At 53.9% G+C, this 21,382-nt stretch carries 22 protein-coding genes; 8 read left to right on the top strand and 14 right to left on the bottom strand.

The window, feature by feature from the left end:
• Positions 1-86 precede the first annotated feature (86 nt).
• The 4 genes from waaA to BCF53_RS15855 are packed head-to-tail and all read right to left on the bottom strand — an operon-like array spanning position 87 to position 3,931.
• The gene (waaA, locus tag BCF53_RS15870; RefSeq protein WP_132703139.1) at positions 87-1,436 is read right to left on the bottom strand and encodes a lipid IV(A) 3-deoxy-D-manno-octulosonic acid transferase; all 1,350 of its coding nucleotides are present in this window, start codon (positions 1,434-1,436) and stop codon (positions 87-89) included.
• A 3-nt stretch (positions 1,437-1,439) separates the two neighbouring features.
• A complete protein-coding gene (gene hemW / locus BCF53_RS15865) occupies positions 1,440-2,606 on the bottom strand; it encodes a radical SAM family heme chaperone HemW (protein ID WP_207902757.1) in 1,167 nt (388 codons plus the stop codon).
• On the bottom strand, positions 2,603-3,217 hold the full coding sequence (gene rdgB, locus BCF53_RS15860; RefSeq protein WP_132703137.1) for an RdgB/HAM1 family non-canonical purine NTP pyrophosphatase: 615 nt from the start codon (positions 3,215-3,217) through the stop codon (positions 2,603-2,605). The genes hemW and rdgB overlap by 4 nt, the downstream gene beginning before the upstream one ends.
• Before the next feature lie 33 nt (positions 3,218-3,250).
• Positions 3,251-3,931, bottom strand: coding sequence for a ComF family protein (locus tag BCF53_RS15855; RefSeq protein WP_132703135.1), 681 nt, complete (start codon positions 3,929-3,931; stop codon positions 3,251-3,253).
• A gap of 176 nt (positions 3,932-4,107) precedes the next feature.
• On the opposite strand from BCF53_RS15855, the gene bioB reads away from it, so the two are divergent.
• Genes bioB through bioD form a run of 5 tightly spaced genes read left to right on the top strand, consistent with a single transcriptional unit; the run spans position 4,108 to position 8,418 of the window.
• Positions 4,108-5,154, top strand: coding sequence for a biotin synthase BioB (gene bioB, locus BCF53_RS15850; RefSeq protein ID WP_132703133.1), 1,047 nt, complete (start codon positions 4,108-4,110; stop codon positions 5,152-5,154).
• 11 nt (positions 5,155-5,165) lie between these two features.
• Positions 5,166-6,320 carry an 8-amino-7-oxononanoate synthase gene (bioF, locus tag BCF53_RS15845; protein ID WP_132703131.1) on the top strand — a complete coding sequence of 385 codons (1,155 nt, stop codon included), beginning with the start codon at positions 5,166-5,168 and terminating at the stop codon, positions 6,318-6,320.
• A complete protein-coding gene (locus BCF53_RS15840; protein WP_132703129.1) occupies positions 6,317-6,955 on the top strand; it encodes an alpha/beta fold hydrolase in 639 nt (212 codons plus the stop codon). Before bioF ends, BCF53_RS15840 begins: the two co-directional genes overlap by 4 nt.
• Entirely contained in the window at positions 6,948-7,727 is a 780-nt protein-coding gene (bioC, locus tag BCF53_RS15835) for a malonyl-ACP O-methyltransferase BioC (RefSeq protein ID WP_132703127.1), read from the top strand. Before BCF53_RS15840 ends, bioC begins: the two co-directional genes overlap by 8 nt.
• Before the next feature lie 10 nt (positions 7,728-7,737).
• A complete protein-coding gene (gene bioD / locus BCF53_RS15830) occupies positions 7,738-8,418 on the top strand; it encodes a dethiobiotin synthase (protein ID WP_132703125.1) in 681 nt (226 codons plus the stop codon).
• On the opposite strand, the gene BCF53_RS15825 is transcribed toward bioD, so the two are convergent.
• From BCF53_RS15825 to BCF53_RS15785, 9 genes are all read right to left on the bottom strand, one after another.
• A complete protein-coding gene (locus BCF53_RS15825; protein WP_132703123.1) occupies positions 8,415-8,831 on the bottom strand; it encodes a hypothetical protein in 417 nt (138 codons plus the stop codon). The genes bioD and BCF53_RS15825 overlap by 4 nt on opposite strands.
• 146 nt (positions 8,832-8,977) lie before the next feature.
• Positions 8,978-10,591 carry a hypothetical protein gene (locus BCF53_RS15820; protein ID WP_132703121.1) on the bottom strand — a complete coding sequence of 538 codons (1,614 nt, stop codon included), beginning with the start codon at positions 10,589-10,591 and terminating at the stop codon, positions 8,978-8,980.
• Between the two features lie 15 nt (positions 10,592-10,606).
• Complete coding sequence (gene traF, locus BCF53_RS15815) at positions 10,607-12,040, bottom strand: conjugal transfer protein TraF (protein WP_132703119.1); 1,434 nt, start codon at positions 12,038-12,040, stop codon at positions 10,607-10,609.
• Positions 12,041-12,324: 284 nt separating this feature from the next.
• A complete protein-coding gene (locus BCF53_RS15810) occupies positions 12,325-12,759 on the bottom strand; it encodes a DUF4426 domain-containing protein (protein ID WP_132703117.1) in 435 nt (144 codons plus the stop codon).
• Positions 12,759-13,358, bottom strand: a complete 600-nt coding sequence (gene metW, locus BCF53_RS15805) for a methionine biosynthesis protein MetW (protein ID WP_132703115.1) — start codon at positions 13,356-13,358, stop codon at positions 12,759-12,761. The genes BCF53_RS15810 and metW overlap by 1 nt, the downstream gene beginning before the upstream one ends.
• Positions 13,351-14,496 (bottom strand): homoserine O-succinyltransferase MetX, encoded by a 1,146-nt coding sequence (gene metX, locus BCF53_RS15800; RefSeq protein ID WP_132703113.1) that lies wholly within the window; start codon positions 14,494-14,496, stop codon positions 13,351-13,353. The genes metW and metX overlap by 8 nt, the downstream gene beginning before the upstream one ends.
• A gap of 60 nt (positions 14,497-14,556) precedes the next feature.
• The gene (locus tag BCF53_RS15795) at positions 14,557-15,141 is read right to left on the bottom strand and encodes a YggT family protein (protein ID WP_132703111.1); all 585 of its coding nucleotides are present in this window, start codon (positions 15,139-15,141) and stop codon (positions 14,557-14,559) included.
• 12 nt (positions 15,142-15,153) lie between these two features.
• Positions 15,154-15,975, bottom strand: a complete 822-nt coding sequence (gene proC / locus BCF53_RS15790) for a pyrroline-5-carboxylate reductase (RefSeq protein WP_132703109.1) — start codon at positions 15,973-15,975, stop codon at positions 15,154-15,156.
• 12 nt (positions 15,976-15,987) lie between these two features.
• Positions 15,988-16,689, bottom strand: coding sequence for a YggS family pyridoxal phosphate-dependent enzyme (locus BCF53_RS15785; protein WP_132703107.1), 702 nt, complete (start codon positions 16,687-16,689; stop codon positions 15,988-15,990).
• Positions 16,690-16,879: 190 nt separating this feature from the next.
• Here BCF53_RS15785 and BCF53_RS15780 point away from each other — a divergent pair, with 190 nt between their 5' ends.
• Both BCF53_RS15780 and BCF53_RS15775 read left to right on the top strand, forming a co-directional pair.
• Positions 16,880-17,914 carry a type IV pilus twitching motility protein PilT gene (locus BCF53_RS15780; RefSeq protein ID WP_132703105.1) on the top strand — a complete coding sequence of 345 codons (1,035 nt, stop codon included), beginning with the start codon at positions 16,880-16,882 and terminating at the stop codon, positions 17,912-17,914.
• 108 nt (positions 17,915-18,022) lie between these two features.
• Positions 18,023-19,150 carry a PilT/PilU family type 4a pilus ATPase gene (locus BCF53_RS15775; protein WP_132703103.1) on the top strand — a complete coding sequence of 376 codons (1,128 nt, stop codon included), beginning with the start codon at positions 18,023-18,025 and terminating at the stop codon, positions 19,148-19,150.
• A gap of 51 nt (positions 19,151-19,201) precedes the next feature.
• Here the strand turns inward: BCF53_RS15775 and BCF53_RS15770 are convergent, their stop codons facing one another.
• Positions 19,202-19,468 (bottom strand): hypothetical protein, encoded by a 267-nt coding sequence (locus tag BCF53_RS15770; RefSeq protein ID WP_132703101.1) that lies wholly within the window; start codon positions 19,466-19,468, stop codon positions 19,202-19,204.
• Positions 19,469-19,644: 176 nt separating this feature from the next.
• Between BCF53_RS15770 and BCF53_RS15765 the strand changes: the two genes are divergently transcribed.
• The gene (locus BCF53_RS15765; RefSeq protein WP_132703099.1) at positions 19,645-21,255 is read left to right on the top strand and encodes a GMC family oxidoreductase; all 1,611 of its coding nucleotides are present in this window, start codon (positions 19,645-19,647) and stop codon (positions 21,253-21,255) included.
• The last annotated feature ends 127 nt before the right edge of the window (positions 21,256-21,382 follow it).

Genomic DNA, 21,382 nt, shown 5'->3' with positions numbered 1-21,382 from the left:
CTCAGGTCGGCAGTGATGTCGGGCTGGCAATAGTACGAAAACCAGCCCGGTTCTCAAGCAGGAAAGTTAATTTGATGGCTGACGGATCAGACCTGAAAATTATCGTCTTCCTTCTGGGTGACGCGGCGGAAGCGCAATGCATTGGCCGGTGCCGAAGGCGCAAGGTTGATCAGGTTTTCAATCCAGCCGATCAGTCGCTTCAGTGCGCCCTGTTGCTTCTGGAAGAACAGGTAAGCCCGCTGGCCGTAGGTATCGCGCAGGTCTTTGGATTGCAGCAGGCCGGTCAGGCGGTTCTGCAGCTCAGCATCGGTTTGGGTGATGATGATCGCCTGCTCACTGCGCATCGCTTCAACGATGGATTGAAAGTTGATGTACGAAGGGCCGACCAACACTGGCTTGGTCAGCGCGGCGGGCTCAATCGGGTTATGGCCACCGCCGTCTTCCAGCAGGGTATTGCCGATGAAGGCGGCATCCGCAACGCCAAAAAAGGTCATCATTTCACCTAACGTATCGATGAGGAAAACCGACTGATTTGCCGCGGGCACTTCATTGTGGGAACGGCGGGCGAATTCAAGGTGGTGCTTATAGAGCAGGCCGCCAACGCGATCTGCCCGTTCCGGGTGACGTGGCACCAGGATCAGCAGCACATTGGGAATTTTAAGCCGCAGCTTGGCCTGAATGGACGCGATGCGGGCTTCCTCGCCTTCGTGCGTGCTGGCGGCAATCCAGATTGGGCGGTTACCGATCATCTGCTTGAGCTGCCGGGTTTCCAGCGCGGCTTTTGGGTCGAGCTGAATATCAAACTTGATTGAGCCGGTAACCTGAAGCTTTTTGTCATCGATACCCAATTCGGCAAAGCGGTCGGCATCGGGCGTATGCTGCGCAGCCACGGCGGTCAGGCTATTGAGCATCGGTGTGGTCAGAGCCGGGAAGCGCTGATAGCCCAGCTTGGATTTTTCAGACAGGCGGGCATTGGCCAGCATCACCGGCACCTGCTGTTCGCGGCAGGCACGAATCAGGTTCGGCCACAGCTCGGTTTCCATAATGACCAGGATACGGGGTTTCAGGCGCTTCACCAGTCTGCGTTGCAGGCGCGCAGTATCCCAGGGCAGGTAGGCGTGATAGACGTTGCTACCGAACAGCTTTACCACGGTTTCAGAGCCGGTGGGCGTTGTGGAGGTGACCAGCACCGGGATATCCGGGTGCTTTTCCTGCCATTGGTTAATCAGCCCTTGTGCAGCGATGGTTTCGCCCACGCTGACGGCATGTACCCAGAAACAGTTTTGCGGAAATTCCGGCCAGCGACCGAGCCGCTCTGACCAGCGCTTGCGGTATGCGGGCAGGGTTCTGCCCTTCAGCCAGAGCCTGAAGAAGACGACCGGAGTCAGTAACCAGCACAGAAAGGAATAGCCCATCAGGGCGATACGTTGCTTCATCGGTTACTCCAGCCAGCAAGCTAATACTTCATTCAAGTATAGAAAACCTGCATCGGTTGTGGCTATTAAATCGTTGTTCCGATTCAGTAAACCTTTATTGGTGAGCTCCGCAAGCTTTGCTTCAATGTGCGCCAAAGGCACGCCGGTAAAGGCTTCGAATTCTGTAAGGGAGGTGGCTTTGCGCAGCCGCAGGCTGTTAATAAAATAATCGAAAGGGCGGTCTGCGGGCGCAACGGCTTCTTCCAGACGTACCAGCGGCTTGTTGGCGTTCAGGTAGTCTTTCGGCAGCCGGGTTTTGCGCGTGCGGATGATCTCGGTGGTGGCGTTCTGGTGCGTGTATTTACCATGCGCCCCGGGGCCAATGCCCAGGTAGTCGCCATACTGCCAGTAGTTCAGGTTGTGCCGACACTCCTTGCCCGGCTGCGCATAGGCGGAAACCTCATACTGACCAAAGCCGGCGTTGGCGAGTTTTTGTTGCCCCGCCTGCTGAATATCCCACAGGGTATCGTCTTCGGGAATCGGTGGCGGGCTGTTGTAGAACTCGGTGTTGGCCTCGATGGTCAGCTGATACCAGCTGAGGTGCTCGGGCTTTAACGAGATGGCGGTGTCCAGGTCGTGCATGGCATCAAACAAGCTTTGATCCGGCAAACCATGCATCAGGTCGAGATTAATGTTGTCGAAGCCGGCTTCGCGTGCGGTGATAAACGCCTGCATGGCATCACCGGCATTATGAATTCGCCCCAGCGATTGCAGGTAGCTATCACTGAAGCTCTGAACGCCAATGGACAGCCGGTTCACACCAGCGCGGTGATAGCCCTGAAAGCGTTGTGCCTCCACCGTACCGGGGTTGGCTTCCAGAGTGATCTCTGCGTTCGCGGCGAAACCTACCTGTTTATCCAGCATTTCCAGAATCTGGCCAATGGCGTCAGCCGAGAGCAGGCTGGGTGTGCCGCCGCCAAAGAACAGGGTTTCGATCTTGCGGCCCTGCGCCAGCGCCGCATCCTGATGGATGTCTTCAGCCACTCGCTTCAGGAATTCGCGCTCGGGGATGTTCTCTGCAGATGAGGCATGAGAATTGAAATCGCAATAAGGGCACTTGCGAATGCACCAGGGCACGTGCACATAGGCCGAAAGCGGTGGCAGGCGTTTCGTAACCGCAGATGTGCTCAAAGCAGGCTTTCCATTTTCGCTTTAAAGGCTCGTACGGCCTGGCCGCGGTGACTGAGGCTGTTCTTCTCGTCTTTGTTCAGCTCAGCAGAGCTGCACTGGTGGCTTTCTACCCAGAAGATAGGGTCGTAACCAAATCCGTTTTCGCCGCGGGGTGCCTCCAGCAGAGTACCTTCCCAGGTGCCCTGAATGATGATGGGTGTTGGGTCTTTGGCGTGGCGCACAAATGCCAGCACACAGTGGAAGCGGGCAGTGCGCTGATCTGCCGGTACCCCTTCCATTTCTTTAAGCACCCGCTGCAGGTTGGCCAGGTCGCTCTTTTCGCCGCCATTCATCGATGCATAGCGGGCGCTATAAATGCCCGGCGCGCCTTGTAAATAGTCGACTTCGAGGCCGGAATCATCTGAAAGCGCAGGTAAGCCAGTGGCTTTAGAAGCATGGCGTGCTTTGATGATGGCGTTTTCGATAAAACTGAGGCCATCCTCTATGGCATCCTCAACACCAAACTCGCGCTGTGGTGCAATGGCAATGTTCATCGGTGCCAGCAGCTCGCTGAATTCTTTTAGTTTGCCGGCATTGTTTGAGGCCAGTACCCATTGACGATCGCAGTACATGGTGGATTCCTTCGAGGCTGAAAATTTGGCTGGCTATTGTAGAGGTGTTCGGGCTAAGGCCCAAATGTCTATTTTCTGGCAACCGGCCTTTTTCAGTGTTCGGCTAACTTCAGTCGCTGTAGCACCGGAGGTATAAACGTCATCAACCAAGGCGATGTGCTGCGGTGGAGCCTCGCGTACGGCAAAGGCATTGGTGAGCGCTTTTTGGCGCTCTTTTTTGGTCAGGCCTTCCAGCGTGACCGTTTGCTGCTGACGGACCAGCCCGTTCCAGCGCGGAATCTGTAAGTGTTTACTCATGCGCCCGGCCAGCCATTCCGCCTGATTAAACCCCTTGTAGTGTTTTCGGCGGTGGTGCATCGGTACAGCGACAATGGCCTCCGGTTTAACCGCCGGGCTAAAATCCGCCAGCCACTCAGCAGCCAACGCTCTGCCGGCGGCTAGGTTATGGTTGTATTTGAAGTCGTGTATGAGAAACCGGGTCAGCCCTGAAAAGTGCCACGGCAACCGGGCAGATTGCCAGAGCGGTGGGCGCTTCTGACAGTTGCCGCATATTTCGCCATTGCAATCCGGTTCGCCGCAAAGCGGGCAGGGTTCATTAATGCTGCTGAGATAACTGCGGCAAACCGGACACAACAGGCCGTGCCGGGAAGGTTGCGTGCATCCCGGGCACAGTAGCGGCAGCCAACTGAGGAGTGAATGATAACCAACCTGCATCGTCCCTAATGCCTGAGTTGTTGGAAGGTCATCAGCATAGCGCCTGAACACCGTACAGGCTAATTAAAGTTTCAGATTAAATATTAACCAAAGGTAAGTTTTATTTTTTGGTCGAATTGACATTGAAAAGGCCTGCTTTAGTATCGGCAAAAATTCACATTACCGGACTGCAAGAAATGACCGCTCAGAAAATGCCTGCAACCCGCCACAATTGGAATAAAGAAGAAGTTGTTCAGCTGTTTAACCTGCCGTTCAATGACCTGATGTTTCAGGCCGCATCTGTACACCGCGCCAATTTCAACCCGAATGCCGTTCAGGTGAGTACGCTGCTGTCTATTAAGACCGGTGCCTGCCCGGAGGATTGCAAATACTGCCCGCAGTCGGCGCACTACAACACCGGCCTTGAAAAAGAAAAGCTCATTGAAGTGCAGAAGGTGATTGAACAGGCGCAGGCCGCAAAAGACGCCGGAGCCAGCCGTTTCTGCATGGGTGCTTCCTACCGCTCGCCGGCGGCGAAAGACTTTCCCTACATTCTGGAGATGGTGAAGGGCGTGAAAGAGCTGGGCATGGAAACCTGTATGACCCTGGGCATAATCGAAGGCGCGCAGGCACAGGCACTGGCGGAAGCCGGGCTCGATTATTACAACCATAACCTGGATACCTCGCCGGAATACTATGGCGAGATCATCACCACCCGCACCTATGCCGATCGCCTGGAAACACTGCAGAACGTGCGCGATGCCGGCATGAAGATCTGCTCCGGCGGTATTCTGGGCATGGGCGAAGGCGTTGAAGACCGTGCAGGCCTGCTCATTCAACTGGCCAACATGAACCCGCACCCGGAAAGCGTACCGGTAAACATGCTGGTGAAGGTTGAAGGCACGCCCATGGCCGATAACGAAGAGATTGACGCCATTGAGTTCCTGCGGGCCATCGCGGTTGCCCGCATTCTGATGCCACGGTCGCATGTGCGTCTGTCGGCCGGGCGCGAAAATATGAGTGAAGAGATGCAGGCCATGGCCTTCTTTGCCGGTGCTAACTCCATCTTCTATGGCGATAAACTGCTCACCACCGCCAATCCGGAAGCCAACAGTGACCGCGCTCTGTTTAACAAGCTGGGCATTAATGCCGATGCTGCGCCATTGCCGGACGATGTTGAACCGTTCGATCCAAAAAATTGCCCGAAGCGCAATAACAACGTCTTCTACGATGCCACGCTGTAACAGGTTTGGCTGTGCGCAGCTTTGATGACATCCCCGGCTGGTTGGCGCAGCGAAAGCAAGAGCACTTGCTGCGCTCGCGCAACCAGCTGCAGTCGGCGCAAAGCACCCGCCCGGTCATTAATGGCAAAGAAGTGCTGTCCTTTACCAGCAATGATTACCTCGGTCTGGCGAACCACCCGTCTATAGCCGCTGCAATGCGCGCAGCCGCAGAGCAGTACGGTGTTGGCGCAGGCGCTTCGCACTTGGTTTCCGGCCATCATCTGGAGCACGAACTGCTGGAACAGGAGCTGGCGGCCTTGGTCGACCGGGAGGCGGCTCTGGTGTTCAGCACCGGGTACATGGCCAATATCGGCGTGATCAGTGCGCTGATGTCGCGCCGCGATACCGTGCTGGAAGATAAACTCAACCACGCATCTTTGATCGATGGTGTGCGCCTGAGTGGAGCCAGGTCGTTGCGCTATCGCCACAACGATACCGATCATCTGGCTCAGCAGCTGGAGCGCGCCCAAGGCAAGAAGCTCATCGTGACTGATGGCGTATTCTCAATGGACGGAGATTGTGCCAACCTGTGCGAGATGGCTGATATTGCCCGGGCCAGCAGTGCCTGGCTCATGGTCGACGATGCGCATGGCATTGGGGTGATCGGTCAATGTGGCGGTGGCTTGGTCCATAAGCTAGGCTTAAGCAGTGAGCAAGTGCCCTTAATTGTGGGTACATTGGGAAAAGCTTTTGGAACGAGTGGCGCCTTTGTGGCCGGTGATAAATCGACAATTGATTACCTGATGCAGGTCTCCAGACCATACATCTATACCACCGCGACACCCCCGGCCATTGCGGCTGCAAGCCGTGCGGCGTTGAAGTTAGTTGCCGGTGCCAATGCAGCGCGGACGAATCTCACAGAGCGTATTCAGCAGTTTCGTGAAGGTATTAAGACGCTTGGCTATGAATTAATGCCGTCTTATACGCCAATTCAGCCTGTCGTGATCGGTGCAAACGAAAAAGCGGTCTCAATGAGTGAGCAACTACTGAAGCGCGGTATTCTGGTGACCGCTATTCGTCCTCCAACGGTTCCGAAGGGGACTTCCCGGCTGCGCGTTACATTGAGTGCAGAACACACTGCCGACAATGTAGAATATCTGTTAGGCGTTATGGAAGACTTAAAATGACACGACTGTGGGTACCGGGTTGGCAGTTTGGTGCAGAGGTATTTGAACCTTTGTGGCAGGCTATGGGCGATGAAGCACAACCCACCCTCAGCTATGCCGAATTTACCGGCAGCCGTGAAGAGTGGCTGGAAACAACCGCCGCCAAACTGCCGGCCGATACCACGCTGGTCGGCTGGTCTCTGGGCGCGCTGTTGGCCTGTGAACTGGCGCTGCGCTCCAGCCAGGTGACCAAGGTTCTGGTGATGAACAGCAGCTCACACTTTGTTGGGCGTTATGGCATGCAGGATCACTTTGCCCGTGATTTTGCCAGTTACTATAAGAAAGATGCCGTTCATACCCGCAAGCGATTTTCGCGGCTGGTCAGCTCGATTAATGCGTTTAAATTGCTGCCCCTGATGCTCGACTCAGACCAGTCTGACCACCTGAGCTGGTTGTACCAGATCGATGTTTCCCGCTCCAAATTCTCCTGCCCGATCCATGTATTACTGGCCGAAGCTGATCAGCTGGTGCCGGTATTTCCTGCCTCGACGGGCTGGCAGAACATTGCTGAATCCATTACGACTATGCCCGGTGAGCACGCATTGTTATGGCAGAACCCTGATGCCGTTGCCCGCTGGATAGGAATGCATGAATAAAGTCTCTGTTGCCAAAACCTTTTCAAAAGCCGCCGCCAGTTACGATGATGCCGCACATTTGCAGCGTCATATCGCGGATGAGCTGTTTGCCAAGCTGAAATCCGTCCATGTGCCGCGCGGCGGAACAGCATTGGATATGGGTACGGGTACGGGCTATTGCCTGCCCAAGCTGCAGCAGCTGGCCCGGCCCGACCACATCATTGCCGCTGATATCAGCAGCGACATGCTGAATATTGCCCGTCGCAAGCTCCCGGAAGTTGAAACCCGGGTGTGCGATCTGGAGGCAGAGCCCTTCGCTGCAAACAGCATTGATGTTGCAGTTTCCAGTCTGGCAGTGCAGTGGCTGGAATCGCCGGCGCTGTTTATCCAGCACATGCAAAAAGCCTTACGCCCCGGTGGCGTGATGGCGCTGGCGACGCTAGGCCCACGCACTTTGTGGGAGCTGCGTCAGGCCTGGGCGATGGTTGATGATGTGCCGCATGTGAACCGATTTCATGATGGCATCCATTGGCTGGAACCCGTTTGGGAGTGCGGTTTTGAAACCATACTGTGGCGTGAACAACGCCTGCAGGTTCGGTATCAGAGCCCAATGACCCTGTTGCATGAACTCAAACAACTGGGTGCCAGCCACGTTGATCGCCCGGCAGCGCCGGGCAGGAACCGCCTGCGCCAAATGCTGCAGTGTTATGAACAGTTCCGTTGCCGTGACGGCCACTTTCCCGCCACTTGGGATGTCTACTACCTGATCGTAAGAAAACCTGAATTGTCGTGAGATTGACTGCGTGAGAAAACGTTACTTTATTGCCGGGACCGACACCGACGTTGGTAAAACCAAGGTGTCAGAGATGCTGTTAACCCGTGCCGGTCAGCTTGGTTTATCCACCTTGGGGTTAAAGCCGGTCGCTGCCGGAGCCGAGCAGATTGATGATCACTGGAGCAACGAGGATGCGCGTGCGCTGATGGCCGCTTCATCCGTAAAGCTGGATTATGCACAGGTCAATCCGGTGCTGCTGAAGCAGCCGATTGCCCCGCACATTGCTGCTCACCAGGAACAAAAGCGGCTTAGTGTTCAGACTGTTTCCGGCTATTGTCGCGGCACCTTTATGACCACGCAGGCCGACTTTGTATTGGTTGAAGGTGCAGGCGGCTGGCGCGTGCCGCTGAATTTCAATGAAACCCTGGCCGATGTCGCTAAAGATTTGCAGCTGGATGTCATTCTGGTGGTGGGGATGAAGCTGGGTTGCCTGAATCATGCGCTGCTCACCGCTGAAGCGATTGAGCGTGATGGGCTGAAGCTGGCTGGCTGGATTGCAAACTGCATCGATCCGGAGATGGCAGTTCGTAACGAGAACATTCAAACGCTGCAACGCATGTTACGGGCGCCATTGATCGGCGTATTACCGTACCAGAATGAAGGCGAAGACGCGCCGGAAAACTGGGTGAATCCGGCGATTTTTGCTTAGCCTTGCTTAGCCGCGCAGGTCTCGCGGGTTGTCACCTTAACTTTGGTGGTGCCATCAATATTGGTGGCAAAGGCGTAACCGGCTGCAAAGGGGCCTTCAAAAGCCTGGCATGCCCAGTCGGAGAGCCCATCGGTGGTGGCTTCGATACCCGAGGCATCCCATTCATAGCGCGGCTTTAACCTGATGGAAAACAGCATGACATCGCTGATCAGCTTGCAGCTTAAGACTGCACCTTCCATGTTATTAAGGTAATCATCACACCATTCCGTCAGGGCAGGACGCATCTGCTCTCTGGCGTCTGCTGTTTCGGCGGGCGCGGTGTATTCATTGGCGACGTTAATTGCCCGGGTAGGTGTAGTTTGACAGGCACTGACTGCTGCAACAGCAGCTAATAATCCTAGTGTTTTTTTCATTTTTATCCCTCTGTAGAAAGAGGCCAGTCTGCCGGTGGCGGATACAAACTGCAACACTTCTGCACGGATTGTGCACCTGAGGTTGATGAAACACAAAAAAAGCCACCCGAAGGTGGCATTAGATAACTCAATCTGGCCTCTGTAATTTACAGTACCAGGCTTAACTCAGCGTCGATATCTGATTCACAGTCATCAGATGAATCTGGGACATCAGAATATGAAATAGCGATTACACCAACCTGATTGGAGATGGCATCACCATCTTCGTCGATATCTTCAATATCCGTAGAAAAGCGAAAGAACGGGTTGCCGTTGGCGTCGGTACTGTCTTTGGCCTTCATTGTTCCTTCAAATTCCTGCCCTTCAAAGTCGATTACTAACGTCACGACACCATCGGAAATTTTTGTCCAGCTACCGGTCATGTATTCGTTAGTGAGTGCTTCGTTGGCATCGGTGCTATCCGCTGCAGCAGCGTTAACACAAACTGAAATGCTTCCGCTTTTAGAGTCAACATCGCCTTCCAGATAGAGCGCAACGTAAGAGCCTGCCGCGACATCTTCGGCGTATTCTTCACTCGGCTGTAGAACAAACCATTCACCACCCCAACTGGTTTCGGTAGATAATACTGACTCGTCGATTGCAGAGTTAATGACGGCTGAGATGTCGCTGCCAAAAGTCGGGTCATCCTCGCCAGCTTCGATAAGCTCCCGGGTAATCGAAGTTATATCGAATTCAGTCGTCGTGTCTGAAGAAAACTGCGTTTCGAGTAGTCCGACCAGGTCGGTCATTCCACTGTCGAGAACTGCTGCGGCGGCAGATGCTTCAGATGAATGCTCAGCGTTTGCTTCACTCTTAACCAACTGCGAGATAACTTCTGCGGCTTTCAGGTTGGCGTTAACCTCATCAAGATTGATCGCAGTGCTTATTTTATTGATTTCACTGTTGAGGGCTTCTAGCCGGGATGCAATGCTTGTTTGCTTGGTACTGTTCGTTGAAACGGTACTCACCATTTCGGCCAGCGTCGCGCTATTAAAACTTGTTGGAGCAGTCAAGTTCGTCGAAACACTCAAAGAAATCTGATCAATGATGCTTCGCTGAGCCTGGGCTTCCGTTATACCGTCATCAGCTGAATTGGCGAGGACATCTATCATGGTTTGCACGGCAACCGCATTTGCCAGGAATCTTTTGGATGTGTCATCTGAAGCCGTTGAGAAGTCCAGTCTCAGGTCTGCGTTGGACGTAATTCCTAATGCTGAGCGTATTGAGTTTTGTGCACTCTCTGTTGGGGCGGCACTTAACAGAGTGGTGATCGGTGACAGCACCAGAGGTGTCATTGAAATCTCAGCCGACTCTGAAATTGAGCTGCTCATGGCCATCAGGCCCTTCAGGCGCTCACCCGTAGAAAGATCTATTCCGCCCTTAATTCGCACAATCATGCTGTTTACCGTGCTTCCATACACTAAACAGTGGCGCTGATATTCGTCAGAAATAACTGGCAGCGTGCAATAGTTAGTGTTTGTGAGTGGGTTATAGCTGTAATAGCCATCGGAATCGGTAAACGCATAGGGTTCGAAATCGTCGACTTCGTAGTTGTTATTGGAGTCGACCCATACCTTTCCGCCAGCAACACGGCCATCGACCGCTAAGCCATTCAGTCCCACACGGCTGTCGGTGCCGTCACCGTCCTGATCTGCGACATTACAACCGGTTAAAGCGATGCCAGCCGCCAAGGCTGTTACTAAAAAGACGTTACGTTTCATGAATACTCTCCGGGCTTAAAAAGCAATGTTGATGGATGCAGATACAGATGCGCTGCGGATAGCATCGCCAGCTTCGGTGTCGTCATCACTGAACAGGTCGCCAAGTACCGCCGTCATTTGCGAGTCAACCTGCAGGAAATTGAACAGGGTGACACCGACCGCCAGACGGGTCGGGTCAAGATCGGTCAGGTCCTTGCCCAGCCCCATGCGCAAGCGCGGCCAATACCAGCTGTTGGGCTGCAGCAGCACGCCGAGGGCGAAGTCCTGATGTTCGTCGCCGAAGACATTCTTGGTCGGCAGTAAATCGATGGCACCGGAAAGTGCGATGCGGTTGTTCTTGAAGCCCTGAACAGCATCGAGGGTCACGGTCGGTGACATGGAATGTGATTCGTTCAGTGCGATATCGCCGATCGAGGCAAAATACTCGGCGTGGTAGCACTCGCTCTGGTCATCGCTGTCGCTGATGCTGGCGCAGTCACCGCCCAGTGCCTCGTATTCCAATGTTGGGTTGTTCAGGTTGTAAACCGTCAGACCGACCAGCGTGTTATTGCGTTGCAGGGTAATGCCGGCATCCAGTGCCACGGTGTAGTTCATGTCTGAGGTAAAAATATCGGTGACATCATCGCTGATGTCATCCATCAGCTCACCGGAATCTTCATCGACGGATTCGATAAGGTCTTTAATCGGGTACAGGTTCTTTTGCAGGTTGTAGCCGATAATGGTGGCGCGCAAGCCGCCGGTGGCCTGAATACCAAAGCGTTCAGTGAACTCAATTTGCGGCAATACATGCGCCCAGGCCAGATCAACATTGAATACCTGACCCTGCTTCAGGTACAGCGAAGAGGTGGTATCCAGGTAATCGGTTGGTTCCAGGTCTTCGTCGTTTTCGCTGGCATCGGAGATCTCCTGGGCATCAATATCAAACTCCAGGGTGTCGTGCAGGATGCTCGCGCGTGCCTGAGTCAGTGACGAAAGGCCAATGCTGAAGGTGCCGTACCGGCCCATATCCACAGCAACAGGCGAAAGGATGCTGGTGTAGGCGTTGCCGGTAAAATAAAAGCGGTCGGAAAGCATGCTCAGGTTTTCATCGAACGAGGTTTCCAGATCGTCCACAGCGGCCAATACATCGCCGGTGGTGGCTTCATCATTTTCATAGTCATCGAAGGTATCGGTGACCACATTAATCTGGTCCGACAGGTCTTCAAATACGGTATTGAAGCTGCCCAGGCCTTCCATTTCAAAGCCAATGGTTGCTTCTGCAACACCGATTCGACTGGTCTGGGTGTTCAGGCTGATGGCAGCCGGGTTGAATTTGCCGGAACTGGAAAGTTGAGCGTTACTGGCTGCGCCCACGGTCACCGCCGGGCCACTGTTGACATAGTGGATGTTGCCTGCCCAGCCGGAGGCACTGCAGCCAAGGATGGCCATCGCTAAAAGTGAGTGTTTCAAATCTCTGTCCTCTTGAATGGGGTACTGACTGTCCGAATAAAAAAGCGTGAAGATGAAGCCGGATTCAGATTAAAGAGGAAGAAGTAACGAAAGCATTGTTTTGATGGGGTCTGCAATTTTTATGTGACGTAGATCACATTTTTACAGGGTTTCTGTGATGGCTTTTGACGCTTCATTGACGAAACTTGCCGAAATGTGCAGAACGGCCAGAAATTGACGGCCAATTGTGCATTTGGTCAGGATTATTTTGACACTTGTGGTGCAGGAGGGTTGTAGCGGCGGGCTTATTCCTGCCAGACCTTCTGTGCAAAGCTGTAATCGAATGTGGTTCCGTCGTTCAGTTCCAGTTCGATATCAAACCACAGGGTTTCCTGGTCGAATATTCGGAAGGTGCCGATGTAATAGATGGCGTCGCCTTCGCGGACTTCACGCAAGCTGATAAGGCTGGTCTGGCCCACCAGTGAGCGTTGCCTGGCTGTTATGGTGGCGGCAACCGGGGTGCCGTAGTCGCCAATTGTTTTTTGCAGAACGGAAAGGTTGATAAAGGCCTGCTTGCCGGAGCGTGTGATGTTATACCGCTCCGCAACCTGCGGTGGAATTTCAGTGGTATTGAGCACAATGTAATGCAGCTCGTAATGACTGAACTCTACTTTTTGCTCTGCCCATGCCAGCAGGCTAAGGGTAAAAAGCAATGCGCCGGCGGCAAGCCTTTTCAGCATCAGACGGTTTCCTTCTCAACGTGGTAGAGCGCAACCTGACCGAGAATGTTGGGGAACAGCTTGATCTGCCAGCTTTCCTCATGATTGGTGTTGACCACGGTTCGCTGAATGATGCGAATGCCGTTCTCCTTGCACAGAACTTCAAAGTCTTTGAACGTGCAAAGGTGAATGTTGGGCGTGTTATACCAGCGATAGGGCAGTGTTTTAGACATCGGCATCATGCCTCGCAGGCCCAAATAAATACGCGTGGTCCAGTGGCCGAAGTTCGGGAAGGTGACAATGGCTCTTTTGCCGATGCGCACCAGCTCGTTCAGCAGCACATCGGGGTGACGCGTCTGTTGCAGCGATTGGGTCATCATGACGGTATCGAAACTGGCATCGTCCAGGTAATCGAGGCTGTCGTTCAGGTCCTGATGAATCACGTCCACACCGCGCGCCACACAGGTGACAATCTGCTCCGGATTAATCTCCATGCCATAGCCGGTGGTCTTTTTTGTACTTTGCAGGTGATGCAGTAATTCGCCGTCACCACAGCCTAAGTCGAGTACACGATCGCCTTCTTTCACCCAGTTGGAAATGTGTTTCAGGTCACTACGCATTGGCAACTCCGGCGGGTGTCAGGAAGTTTGATAAAAAGTTGAAGTACTCCGGTATCGGGAACAGGAAGGCATCGTGGCCTTGCGGGGCGTCAACTTCCAGGTAAGAAACCGGTTTTTGTGCGCGCACCAGGGCGTCAACAATCTCTTTGCTGCGCTCCGGTGCAAAGCGCCAGTCGGTCGAAAACGACACCACCAGAAATTTGCACTGGCTCTTGCTCAGGCACTTGGCAAGGTCGTGATCGAAATCCGCCGCCGGGTCGAAGTAATCCAGCGATTTGGTCATCAGCAGGTAGGTGTTGGCATCGAAGGCATCGGAAAAGCGCTCACCCTGATAACGCAGGTAGCTTTCCACCTCGAAATCGATGTCGTAATTAAAGCTCAGCTTGCCGGTCTTCAGGTCGCGACCGAACTTATCGCGCATGCTGTCTTCACTCAGGTAGGTGATATGGCCGAGCATCCTCGCCAGCGCCAAGCCCCGGCGGGGAATGGTATCGTGCTTATAATAGTAGCCTTCGTGGAATTCGGTATCGCTGGTGATGGATTGCCGGGCGACCTCATTAAAGGCGATGTTCTGTGCCGTCAGCTTCGGCGCAGCGGCAATCACGGCGCATTTTTTCAGTCGCTCCGGGTAGTCTATCGACCAGCGCAGTGCCTGCATGCCACCCAGTGAACCACCAACAACGGCGTACCAGCAGTCAATGCCCAGGCGGTCTGCGAGCCTGGCCTGACTGGTCACCCAGTCACGCACGGCCATAATCGGGAAGTTAGGGCCGTAAGGCTCGCCCGTTGCCGGGTCGATGCTGGTCGGGCCGGTTGAGCCATGGCAGCCGCCCAGATTGTTCAGTGCGACGACAAAGTATTTATTGGTATCCATTGGCTTGCCGGGGCCAATGGCGGAATCAAACCAGCCCGGCTTTTTGTCGTCCATGCTGTGATAGCCGGCGGCATGATGGTGACCACTGAGGGCATGGCAAACCAGAATGGCATTGGAGCGGTCTTCATTCAGCGTACCGTAGGTTTCATAACACAGCTGGTAGCTTTCAATGACGCGGCCGCTGCGCAGTGTCAGCGGCTCATCAAACTGGGCGACCTGAGGCGCAACGATACCTACGCTGTCGGCGGGTATTTCTTTAGGCATGATTCTAGCTCTTTAAATTCTATGTCGACTGTTATGGGTACTTGCCTGCAACGCGGTGTCTTAGCCGCCAATAAACAGTGCAGGATTGAACCCGACGAATTTGCCGACGGTTTGTATCAACAGGAAATCTTTCAGGATGTAGATGGCAATGATCGCTATGATGAACGACAGGTCGAGCATCCCTACCTGCAGGTTCAGCTTGCGGAACGGGCCAACGAAAGGCTCGATCATCTGCCCGATAAAGTGAACAAACGGATTATGCTGGCCCATCAGAATGAAGCTGGAAATGGCGACGATGATCATCGACCAGTAGATGACCCACAAGATGACAACGCCGGTGGCGATCAGTGCGCCAACAGCCAGGTTGGCCAGGTACTGCACCGGGTTATAGCCGGACATCAGAATAATCAGTGTGGCCAGAATGAACTGGCCAACAAACAGCAGGATCAGCGAAGAGACATCCAGCCCGGAAACGCTGGGTATGATGCGGCGCATGGGTCGCAGGAATGGATCGGTAATTTTCACCACCGTCTGTGCCAGCGGGTTGTAGAAATCGGCACGCGCCATCTGTGCCAGAAACCGCGCCACGGTCGAGATAAGTACAATGCTGAAGGCGGTTTTCAGAATCATGGCGATGATGAACATTCTTTGCTCCTGTTAGTCTGCTAGCTGTTCAGACAATTCAATAGATCTTTCATAGCAAGCGGTCATAGCCTGACCGACAATGCTGTCGATGTGGTTACTTTCAAAGCTGGCAACGGCGCGCTCTGTGGTGCCGTTCGGCGAGCAGACATTCTTACACATTTGCTCGATGGATTCGTCTGTTTCCATAATCATTTTTGCCGCACCGAGCATGGTCTGGCCAATCAGCTCACGCGCCTGCTGTTCGCTCAGGTTTTGTGTCATAGCCGCCTTCGTCATGGCTTCGGCAAAGCGGAAGAAGTAAGCCGGTGCACTGCCTGCTGCAGCGGTTACCGAGTGCAGCAGGTTTTCATCGGATACCCAAACCGCCTGGCCGATGGCGGAAAACAGCTGCTCAGCAAACTGCTGCTGTGCTTCGCTGGTCCGTTCATTGGCAAATAACCCGGTCGCGCCGGCTTTCACAAGCGCCGGGGTATTCGGCATGGTGCGGATAATTGGGTTATTGCCTCCGAGCCACTGATCAATGCTGGTGGATGGAATCGCAGCCACAATGCTGATAACCAACGGCCGGTGTTGTTGAGCGTATTCAGCCAGCGGGGTTACCACCGCTTTTAAAACCTGCGGTTTCACCGCTAGCACGACGGCGTCGGCCCACTGCATGACATCGACTGCCTGCGTTGTGGTTTTGCTGCCGGCGTTGGCAAAGCGGGTCAATTGCGCTTCATTGAGGTCGCAGACCATGATGTCGCTTGCGGCAAAGCCGCTTTCGATCAGGCCGCCGATGATGGCGTTGGCCATATTGCCGCCGCCGATAAAGCCAAGTTTTTGAATACTCATGATGAATCTCCTTTAGGGGGCGGGCTTATTACGGCTGCCGAATATATCGCTGCCGACCCGCACCATGGTTGCGCCGGCGGCAATGGCCTGTTCAAAATCGCTGCTCATGCCCATCGACAGTTCGCTGCATTCAGGGTGACTGTTAATGAGGTCGACCTGCAGGTTTTTCAAACTCTGGAACTGGGCGAGCCGGGCTTCGGCGGGCAGGTCTGCCTCCAGAATGGTCATCAGGCCGCGAAAGCGTACATTTGGCAGTTCGCTGATCTGCCCGGCCAGTGTGACCGCCTGTTCTGGGGTGACGCCAGACTTGGCCGGGTCTTTGCTGATATTCACCTGAATCAGCAGGTTTAACGGTGCCATGCCCGGTGGTCGCTGATCGCTCAGACGGCGCGCTATCTTTGCCCGGTCAACGGTGTGTACCCAGTCAAAATGCTCGGCTATTGGCCGGGTTTTGTTTGATTGCAGTGGGCCAATGAAGTGCCACACAGCGTCACTGAAGGGCGCATTCTGCCGTTTTTCGACAGCTTCCTGTGCGTAGTTCTCAGCGAAGTGACGTTGTCCGGCCTGATAGGCGCTGATGATATCGTCGAGCGGTTTGGTTTTGCTGACAGCCAGCAGCGTGACGCTGTTACGATCGCGGCCGGCATTGGAGCAGGCGGCGTCTATGCGCTCGTTGACCGCCTGGAGTCGTGATTTAAGCTGCAAATTTGGCATTAAGTGGCTCTATATTAACTGGGTGCTTGCCAGCCATTTAGCTGGCTGTGCTAAGCTGTGTAAAAAACGAATTGTAACAAAAACTTATCCTGCTGGATTAAAAGAATACCTGACAAAGAGCGGCTCCTTTACAGCCCTGTTTGTTTTTTAGCTTTCAGATAAACAGCCCATTAAACAATCGGAGTTGTGAATGGACATTACCGAGTTACTTGCCTTCAGTGCAAAACAGAATGCATCCGACTTACATCTGTCTTCCGGCCTGCCGCCGATGATCCGGGTGGACGGCGACATTCGCCGGATTAACCTGCCACCGCTGTCGCACAAAGAAGTGCATTCGCTGATTTACGACATCATGAACGATAAGCAGCGAAAAGACTTTGAAGAATTCTTTGAGACTGACTTTTCTTTCGAAGTTCCGGGTGTGGCCCGTTTCCGGGTAAACGCCTTTACCCAGAACCGTGGTTCCGGTGCGGTGTTCCGTACCATTCCTTCCAAGGTACTGACCATGGAAGATTTGGGCATGGGTCAGGTGTTTAAAGACATCGCCGATACCGCCCGCGGTATTTGTCTGGTCACCGGGCCAACCGGTTCCGGTAAGTCGACCACACTGGCGGCAATGATCAACTACCTGAACGAAACCAAGTATGAGCACATCCTCACCATTGAGGACCCGATTGAATTCGTGCACGAATCCAAGAAGTGTCTGGTGAACCAGCGTGAGGTTCACCGCGATACCTTAGGCTTCAGCGAAGCACTGCGCTCAGCGCTGCGGGAAGACCCGGATATCATTCTGGTGGGCGAAATGCGAGATCTGGAAACCATTCGACTGGCACTGGAAGCTGCCGAAACCGGTCACATGGTTTTTGGTACTTTGCATACCCAGTCTGCGGCGAAAACCATTGACCGTGTTGTCGATGTGTTTCCGGCGGCAGAGAAATCGATGGTTCGGTCCATGTTGTCTGAATCTTTAATGGCCGTTATCTCGCAGACTCTGCTGAAGAAGAACGGCGGCGGCCGTGTTGCCGCTCATGAGATTATGATCGGTACGCCGGCGATCCGTAACCTGATCCGTGAGGACAAGGTCGCGCAGATGTATTCAGCCATTCAGACCGGTGCCCAGTACGGCATGCAGACACTGGATCAGGCTCTGACTAACCTTGTCCAGCGCGGCATGATCAGTCGCGAAGTGGCGAAAGAAAAGGCCAAGCAGCCGGATAACTTTTAATATTATTGTGAGACGTGAGACGTGAGACGTGAGACGTGAGACGTGAGACGTGAGACGTGAGACGTGAGACGTGAGACGTGAGACGCCTCACAGCCAAAGGGAATAAAAATGGAATTCGATAAGTTACTGCGCTTAATGGTTGAAAAGGGCGCATCCGACCTTTTCATTACGGCGGGTGTTCCGCCAAGCATGAAAATTAACGGTCAGGTTGTGCCAGTCACGAAAAACCCGTTAAGCCCGGAAAAAACCCGCGAGCTGGTGCTGTCTGTGATGTCAGAAAAGCAACGGCGCGAATTTGATGAAACTCAGGAATGTAACTTTGCCGTTTCCGCGCGCGGTATCGGGCGCTTCCGCTGCAGCTCGTTCCATCAGCGTAACCTGGCCGGCATGGTGCTGCGTCGCATCGAAACGCGTATTCCCCGTATTGAAGAACTCGGTCTGCCGGAAGTGATTAAAAAGCTGGCGATGACCAAGCGTGGTCTGGTGATCTTCGTGGGTGCAACCGGTACCGGTAAGTCGACCAGCCTGGCGGCCATGATCGGTCACCGTAACCGCAACTCTAAGGGTCACATTATTTCTATTGAAGACCCGATTGAATTTATTCATCAGCATGAAGGCTGCATCGTGACCCAGCGCGAGGTGGGTATCGATACCGATTCATTCGAGGTTGCACTGAAGAATACCCTGCGTCAGGCGCCGGATGTGATCATGATTGGTGAGATCCGTACCCGCGAGACCATGGAGTACGCGCTGGCGTTTGCCGAAACCGGTCACCTCTGTCTGGCTACGCTGCACGCCAACAACGCTAACCAGGCGCTTGACCGGGTTATGCACTTCTTCCCTCATGAGCGTCAGCGTCAGCTGTGGATGGATTTATCGCTGAACCTGCGTGGCATTGTTGCCCAGCAACTGGTGCCAACACCGGATGGCCTGGGCCGTAAGGCTGTCATCGAGGTTCTGCTGAATACGCCGTTGGTGGCAGATCACGTTCGTAAAGGAGATGTTCACCTGCTGAAAGACCTGATGTCTAAATCAGGCGAGCAGGGCATGCAGACGTTCGATCAGGCGCTGTTTAAGGCCTACAGCCGTGGTGATATTACCTATGAAGATGCGCTGGCCCATGCCGACTCAGAAAACGACCTGCGCCTGATGATTAAGCTCGATCAGGAAACGGATTCCCAACACCTCAGTGGTCAGGCATCCAAGCTAAGTATTCAGGATGCCAACGACTATTGATGGTCGTATCGGGCGTTTTTCAGCATAAAGGCAGCACTGACGCTGCCTTTTTTATGGCTCTTGTGGCGGGTTAAGCCGCCCGGTGAGCTCTTCTTTCTTGTTCAGCAGCTGCGCGTCTGCCGGCATTTTCTGCAGTTGCTCATTCAGGTACTTCAGCGCCTCAGCATCTTTGGCCAGTGATTCAAACACCTGAACCTTTTCCAGTATTTCTTCTGTAGTGCTTCTTACTTTGCGAACAGGGTTACGCTCGCTGACCATGCGCCAGTAAAACAGCAAAACGATGATGAGCATGAAAATGCCGATGGCAGCAACGCTCATGGGTGATCTCCCGGTAAAAACTATCCTTGAGTTTAGCTCATTAATGCCGGGATACGTTTATCCGCTGTTGCATTGGGTAATTAATTAACCTGTTTTTTTGTGGTTGAACAATGGTCGGGCTAACGAATGGCTAGACTGATTCAAATGCTCGGGGATTTTATTAGTGGGGTGGGCTTATGGAGTTCGACTACATCGTCATTGGCGGCGGCTCTGCCGGTGCCGTTATGGCCAGCCGGCTGTCTGAAGACCCGGCTGTTTCCGTTGCCTTGCTGGAATATGGCGCGCAGGATCGCTCCGCCGCTATTCATGTGCCCTTTGGCATGATCACAACCGTACCAACCCCCTACCTGAATTACGCCTATAAAACGGTGCCTCAGCCAGGTTTGAACGGGCGGCAGGGCTATCAGCCGCGCGGGAAAACGCTGGGTGGCTCCAGCTCTATTAATGCCATGGTCTATATTCGCGGTCACCAGCAGGATTACGATGACTGGGCGGAGCTGGGTAATCAAGGCTGGGGCTGGAAAGATGTTCTGCCGTACTTCCTAAAGGCAGAAAATAACGAAACCCATTCGGGTGATCTGCATGGTCAGGGCGGGCCGCTTAACGTCGCGGAGCTGATGAGCCCGTCTGGCGCCCGCGATGCCTTTGTCGCTGCCGGTAAACAGGCTGGTTTCCCGGTGAACGATGACTTTAACGGTGACGAGCAGGAAGGCGTCGGGGTTTACCAGGTCACCCATAAAGACGGTCGCCGCTGCAGCAGTGCCAGGGCTTACCTAACCGATGCAAAACAACGTCGAAACCTGCTGGTGTTTACCAGAGCTAAGGTGCTGAAGCTGAACTTTGCCGGCAAGCGCTGTACCGGTGCAGAGGTTAACTACATGGGCAAGACGATTCGTTTCGACTGCCGGCGGGAGGTTATTCTGAGTGCCGGTGCCATAAATTCACCGCAGATCCTGTTGCTGAGCGGCGTTGGTCCGCAGGAGGAGCTGAAGGCGCTGGGTATCCCCGTGGTTCATCATTTGCCGGGTGTTGGCAAGGGCCTGGCCGATCACCCGGATTACGTTTCAACCTTCCGCACCGGCCGGCGTGATGTGCTCGGGCCGTCGCCTGCAGGAATCTGGCATCTGCTGCGCGATGCCTGGCGCTTCCGGCAGGGCAACCCCCGTGGCCTGATGAACAGTAATGGCGCAGAAGCGGGTGGCTTTCTGAAAACAGACCCGTCACTGGCACGACCGGACATTCAGCTGCATTTTGTGGTCGGGATTCTGCAGGATCACGCCCGTAAGGTGTCGCCGTTCCACGGTGTAAGTTGCCATACCTGTATTCTGCGGCCGGAAAGCCGGGGCTGGATCAAACTGGCCAATGCGGACCCATTTGCTGCGCCGCTGATTAACCCCAACTTCCTCGATGTTGAAAGTGATGCTCAAGCCTTGCTCAAAGGTGTGCGCCTTTCGCAGAAGATTATGCAGGCTGCTGCCATGAAGGATTATGCCGTCAAAGAGACGAACCCAGCCCTGCACCTGCCAGACGACCAATTACTGATGGAAATCCGCAACAGAGCCGATACGGTCTACCACCCGCTGGGCAGTTGCCGGATGGGAACGGATGCCATGGCGGTGGTTAACAGTGAGCTGCAAGTTCATGGTTTGGTCGGGTTGCGGGTGGTTGATGCTTCGGTGATGCCGACTATCATTGGAGGTAATACAAATGCGCCAACGATCATGATTGCCGAGAAAATAAGTGATCTTGTTCGCACCAGTCATTCGAACGTGCCCATGGCGGTATAGCAAATAAGGTCTCAAAATCAGCAGGTTACCGCAGTGGATGTTGATTTTTTAGACGTGCTCTAGTTGTTCATTTTGGTGTATTGCTTTTACTATGAGGTTCTTTAACGTTGTTCGATTTTTTCATGAG

This window comes from Reinekea marinisedimentorum, from assembly GCF_004341165.1.
GTDB classification, from domain to species: domain Bacteria; phylum Pseudomonadota; class Gammaproteobacteria; order Pseudomonadales; family Natronospirillaceae; genus Reinekea; species Reinekea marinisedimentorum.
Note: the sequence above shows the minus strand (reverse complement) of the source record. Positions and strands in the feature narration are given on the sequence as shown.

Bases quoted from the DNA above. Each gene is read 5' to 3' on its own strand.
- waaA (WP_132703139.1), bottom strand. From the start codon at position 1,436: ATGAAGCAACGTATCGCCCTGATGGGCTATTCCTTTCTGTGCTGGTTA.
- rdgB (WP_132703137.1), bottom strand. From the start codon at position 3,217: ATGTACTGCGATCGTCAATGGGTACTGGCCTCAAACAATGCCGGCAAA.
- BCF53_RS15855 (WP_132703135.1), bottom strand. From the start codon at position 3,931: ATGCAGGTTGGTTATCATTCACTCCTCAGTTGGCTGCCGCTACTGTGC.
- bioB (WP_132703133.1), top strand. From the start codon at position 4,108: ATGACCGCTCAGAAAATGCCTGCAACCCGCCACAATTGGAATAAAGAA.
- BCF53_RS15840 (WP_132703129.1), top strand. From the start codon at position 6,317: ATGACACGACTGTGGGTACCGGGTTGGCAGTTTGGTGCAGAGGTATTT.
- bioC (WP_132703127.1), top strand. From the start codon at position 6,948: ATGAATAAAGTCTCTGTTGCCAAAACCTTTTCAAAAGCCGCCGCCAGT.
- BCF53_RS15825 (WP_132703123.1), bottom strand. From the start codon at position 8,831: ATGAAAAAAACACTAGGATTATTAGCTGCTGTTGCAGCAGTCAGTGCC.
- BCF53_RS15820 (WP_132703121.1), bottom strand. From the start codon at position 10,591: ATGAAACGTAACGTCTTTTTAGTAACAGCCTTGGCGGCTGGCATCGCT.
- BCF53_RS15810 (WP_132703117.1), bottom strand. From the start codon at position 12,759: ATGCTGAAAAGGCTTGCCGCCGGCGCATTGCTTTTTACCCTTAGCCTG.
- metW (WP_132703115.1), bottom strand. From the start codon at position 13,358: ATGCGTAGTGACCTGAAACACATTTCCAACTGGGTGAAAGAAGGCGAT.
- metX (WP_132703113.1), bottom strand. From the start codon at position 14,496: ATGCCTAAAGAAATACCCGCCGACAGCGTAGGTATCGTTGCGCCTCAG.
- BCF53_RS15795 (WP_132703111.1), bottom strand. From the start codon at position 15,141: ATGTTCATCATCGCCATGATTCTGAAAACCGCCTTCAGCATTGTACTT.
- proC (WP_132703109.1), bottom strand. From the start codon at position 15,975: ATGAGTATTCAAAAACTTGGCTTTATCGGCGGCGGCAATATGGCCAAC.
- BCF53_RS15785 (WP_132703107.1), bottom strand. From the start codon at position 16,689: ATGCCAAATTTGCAGCTTAAATCACGACTCCAGGCGGTCAACGAGCGC.
- BCF53_RS15780 (WP_132703105.1), top strand. From the start codon at position 16,880: ATGGACATTACCGAGTTACTTGCCTTCAGTGCAAAACAGAATGCATCC.
- BCF53_RS15775 (WP_132703103.1), top strand. From the start codon at position 18,023: ATGGAATTCGATAAGTTACTGCGCTTAATGGTTGAAAAGGGCGCATCC.
- BCF53_RS15770 (WP_132703101.1), bottom strand. From the start codon at position 19,468: ATGAGCGTTGCTGCCATCGGCATTTTCATGCTCATCATCGTTTTGCTG.
- BCF53_RS15765 (WP_132703099.1), top strand. From the start codon at position 19,645: ATGGAGTTCGACTACATCGTCATTGGCGGCGGCTCTGCCGGTGCCGTT.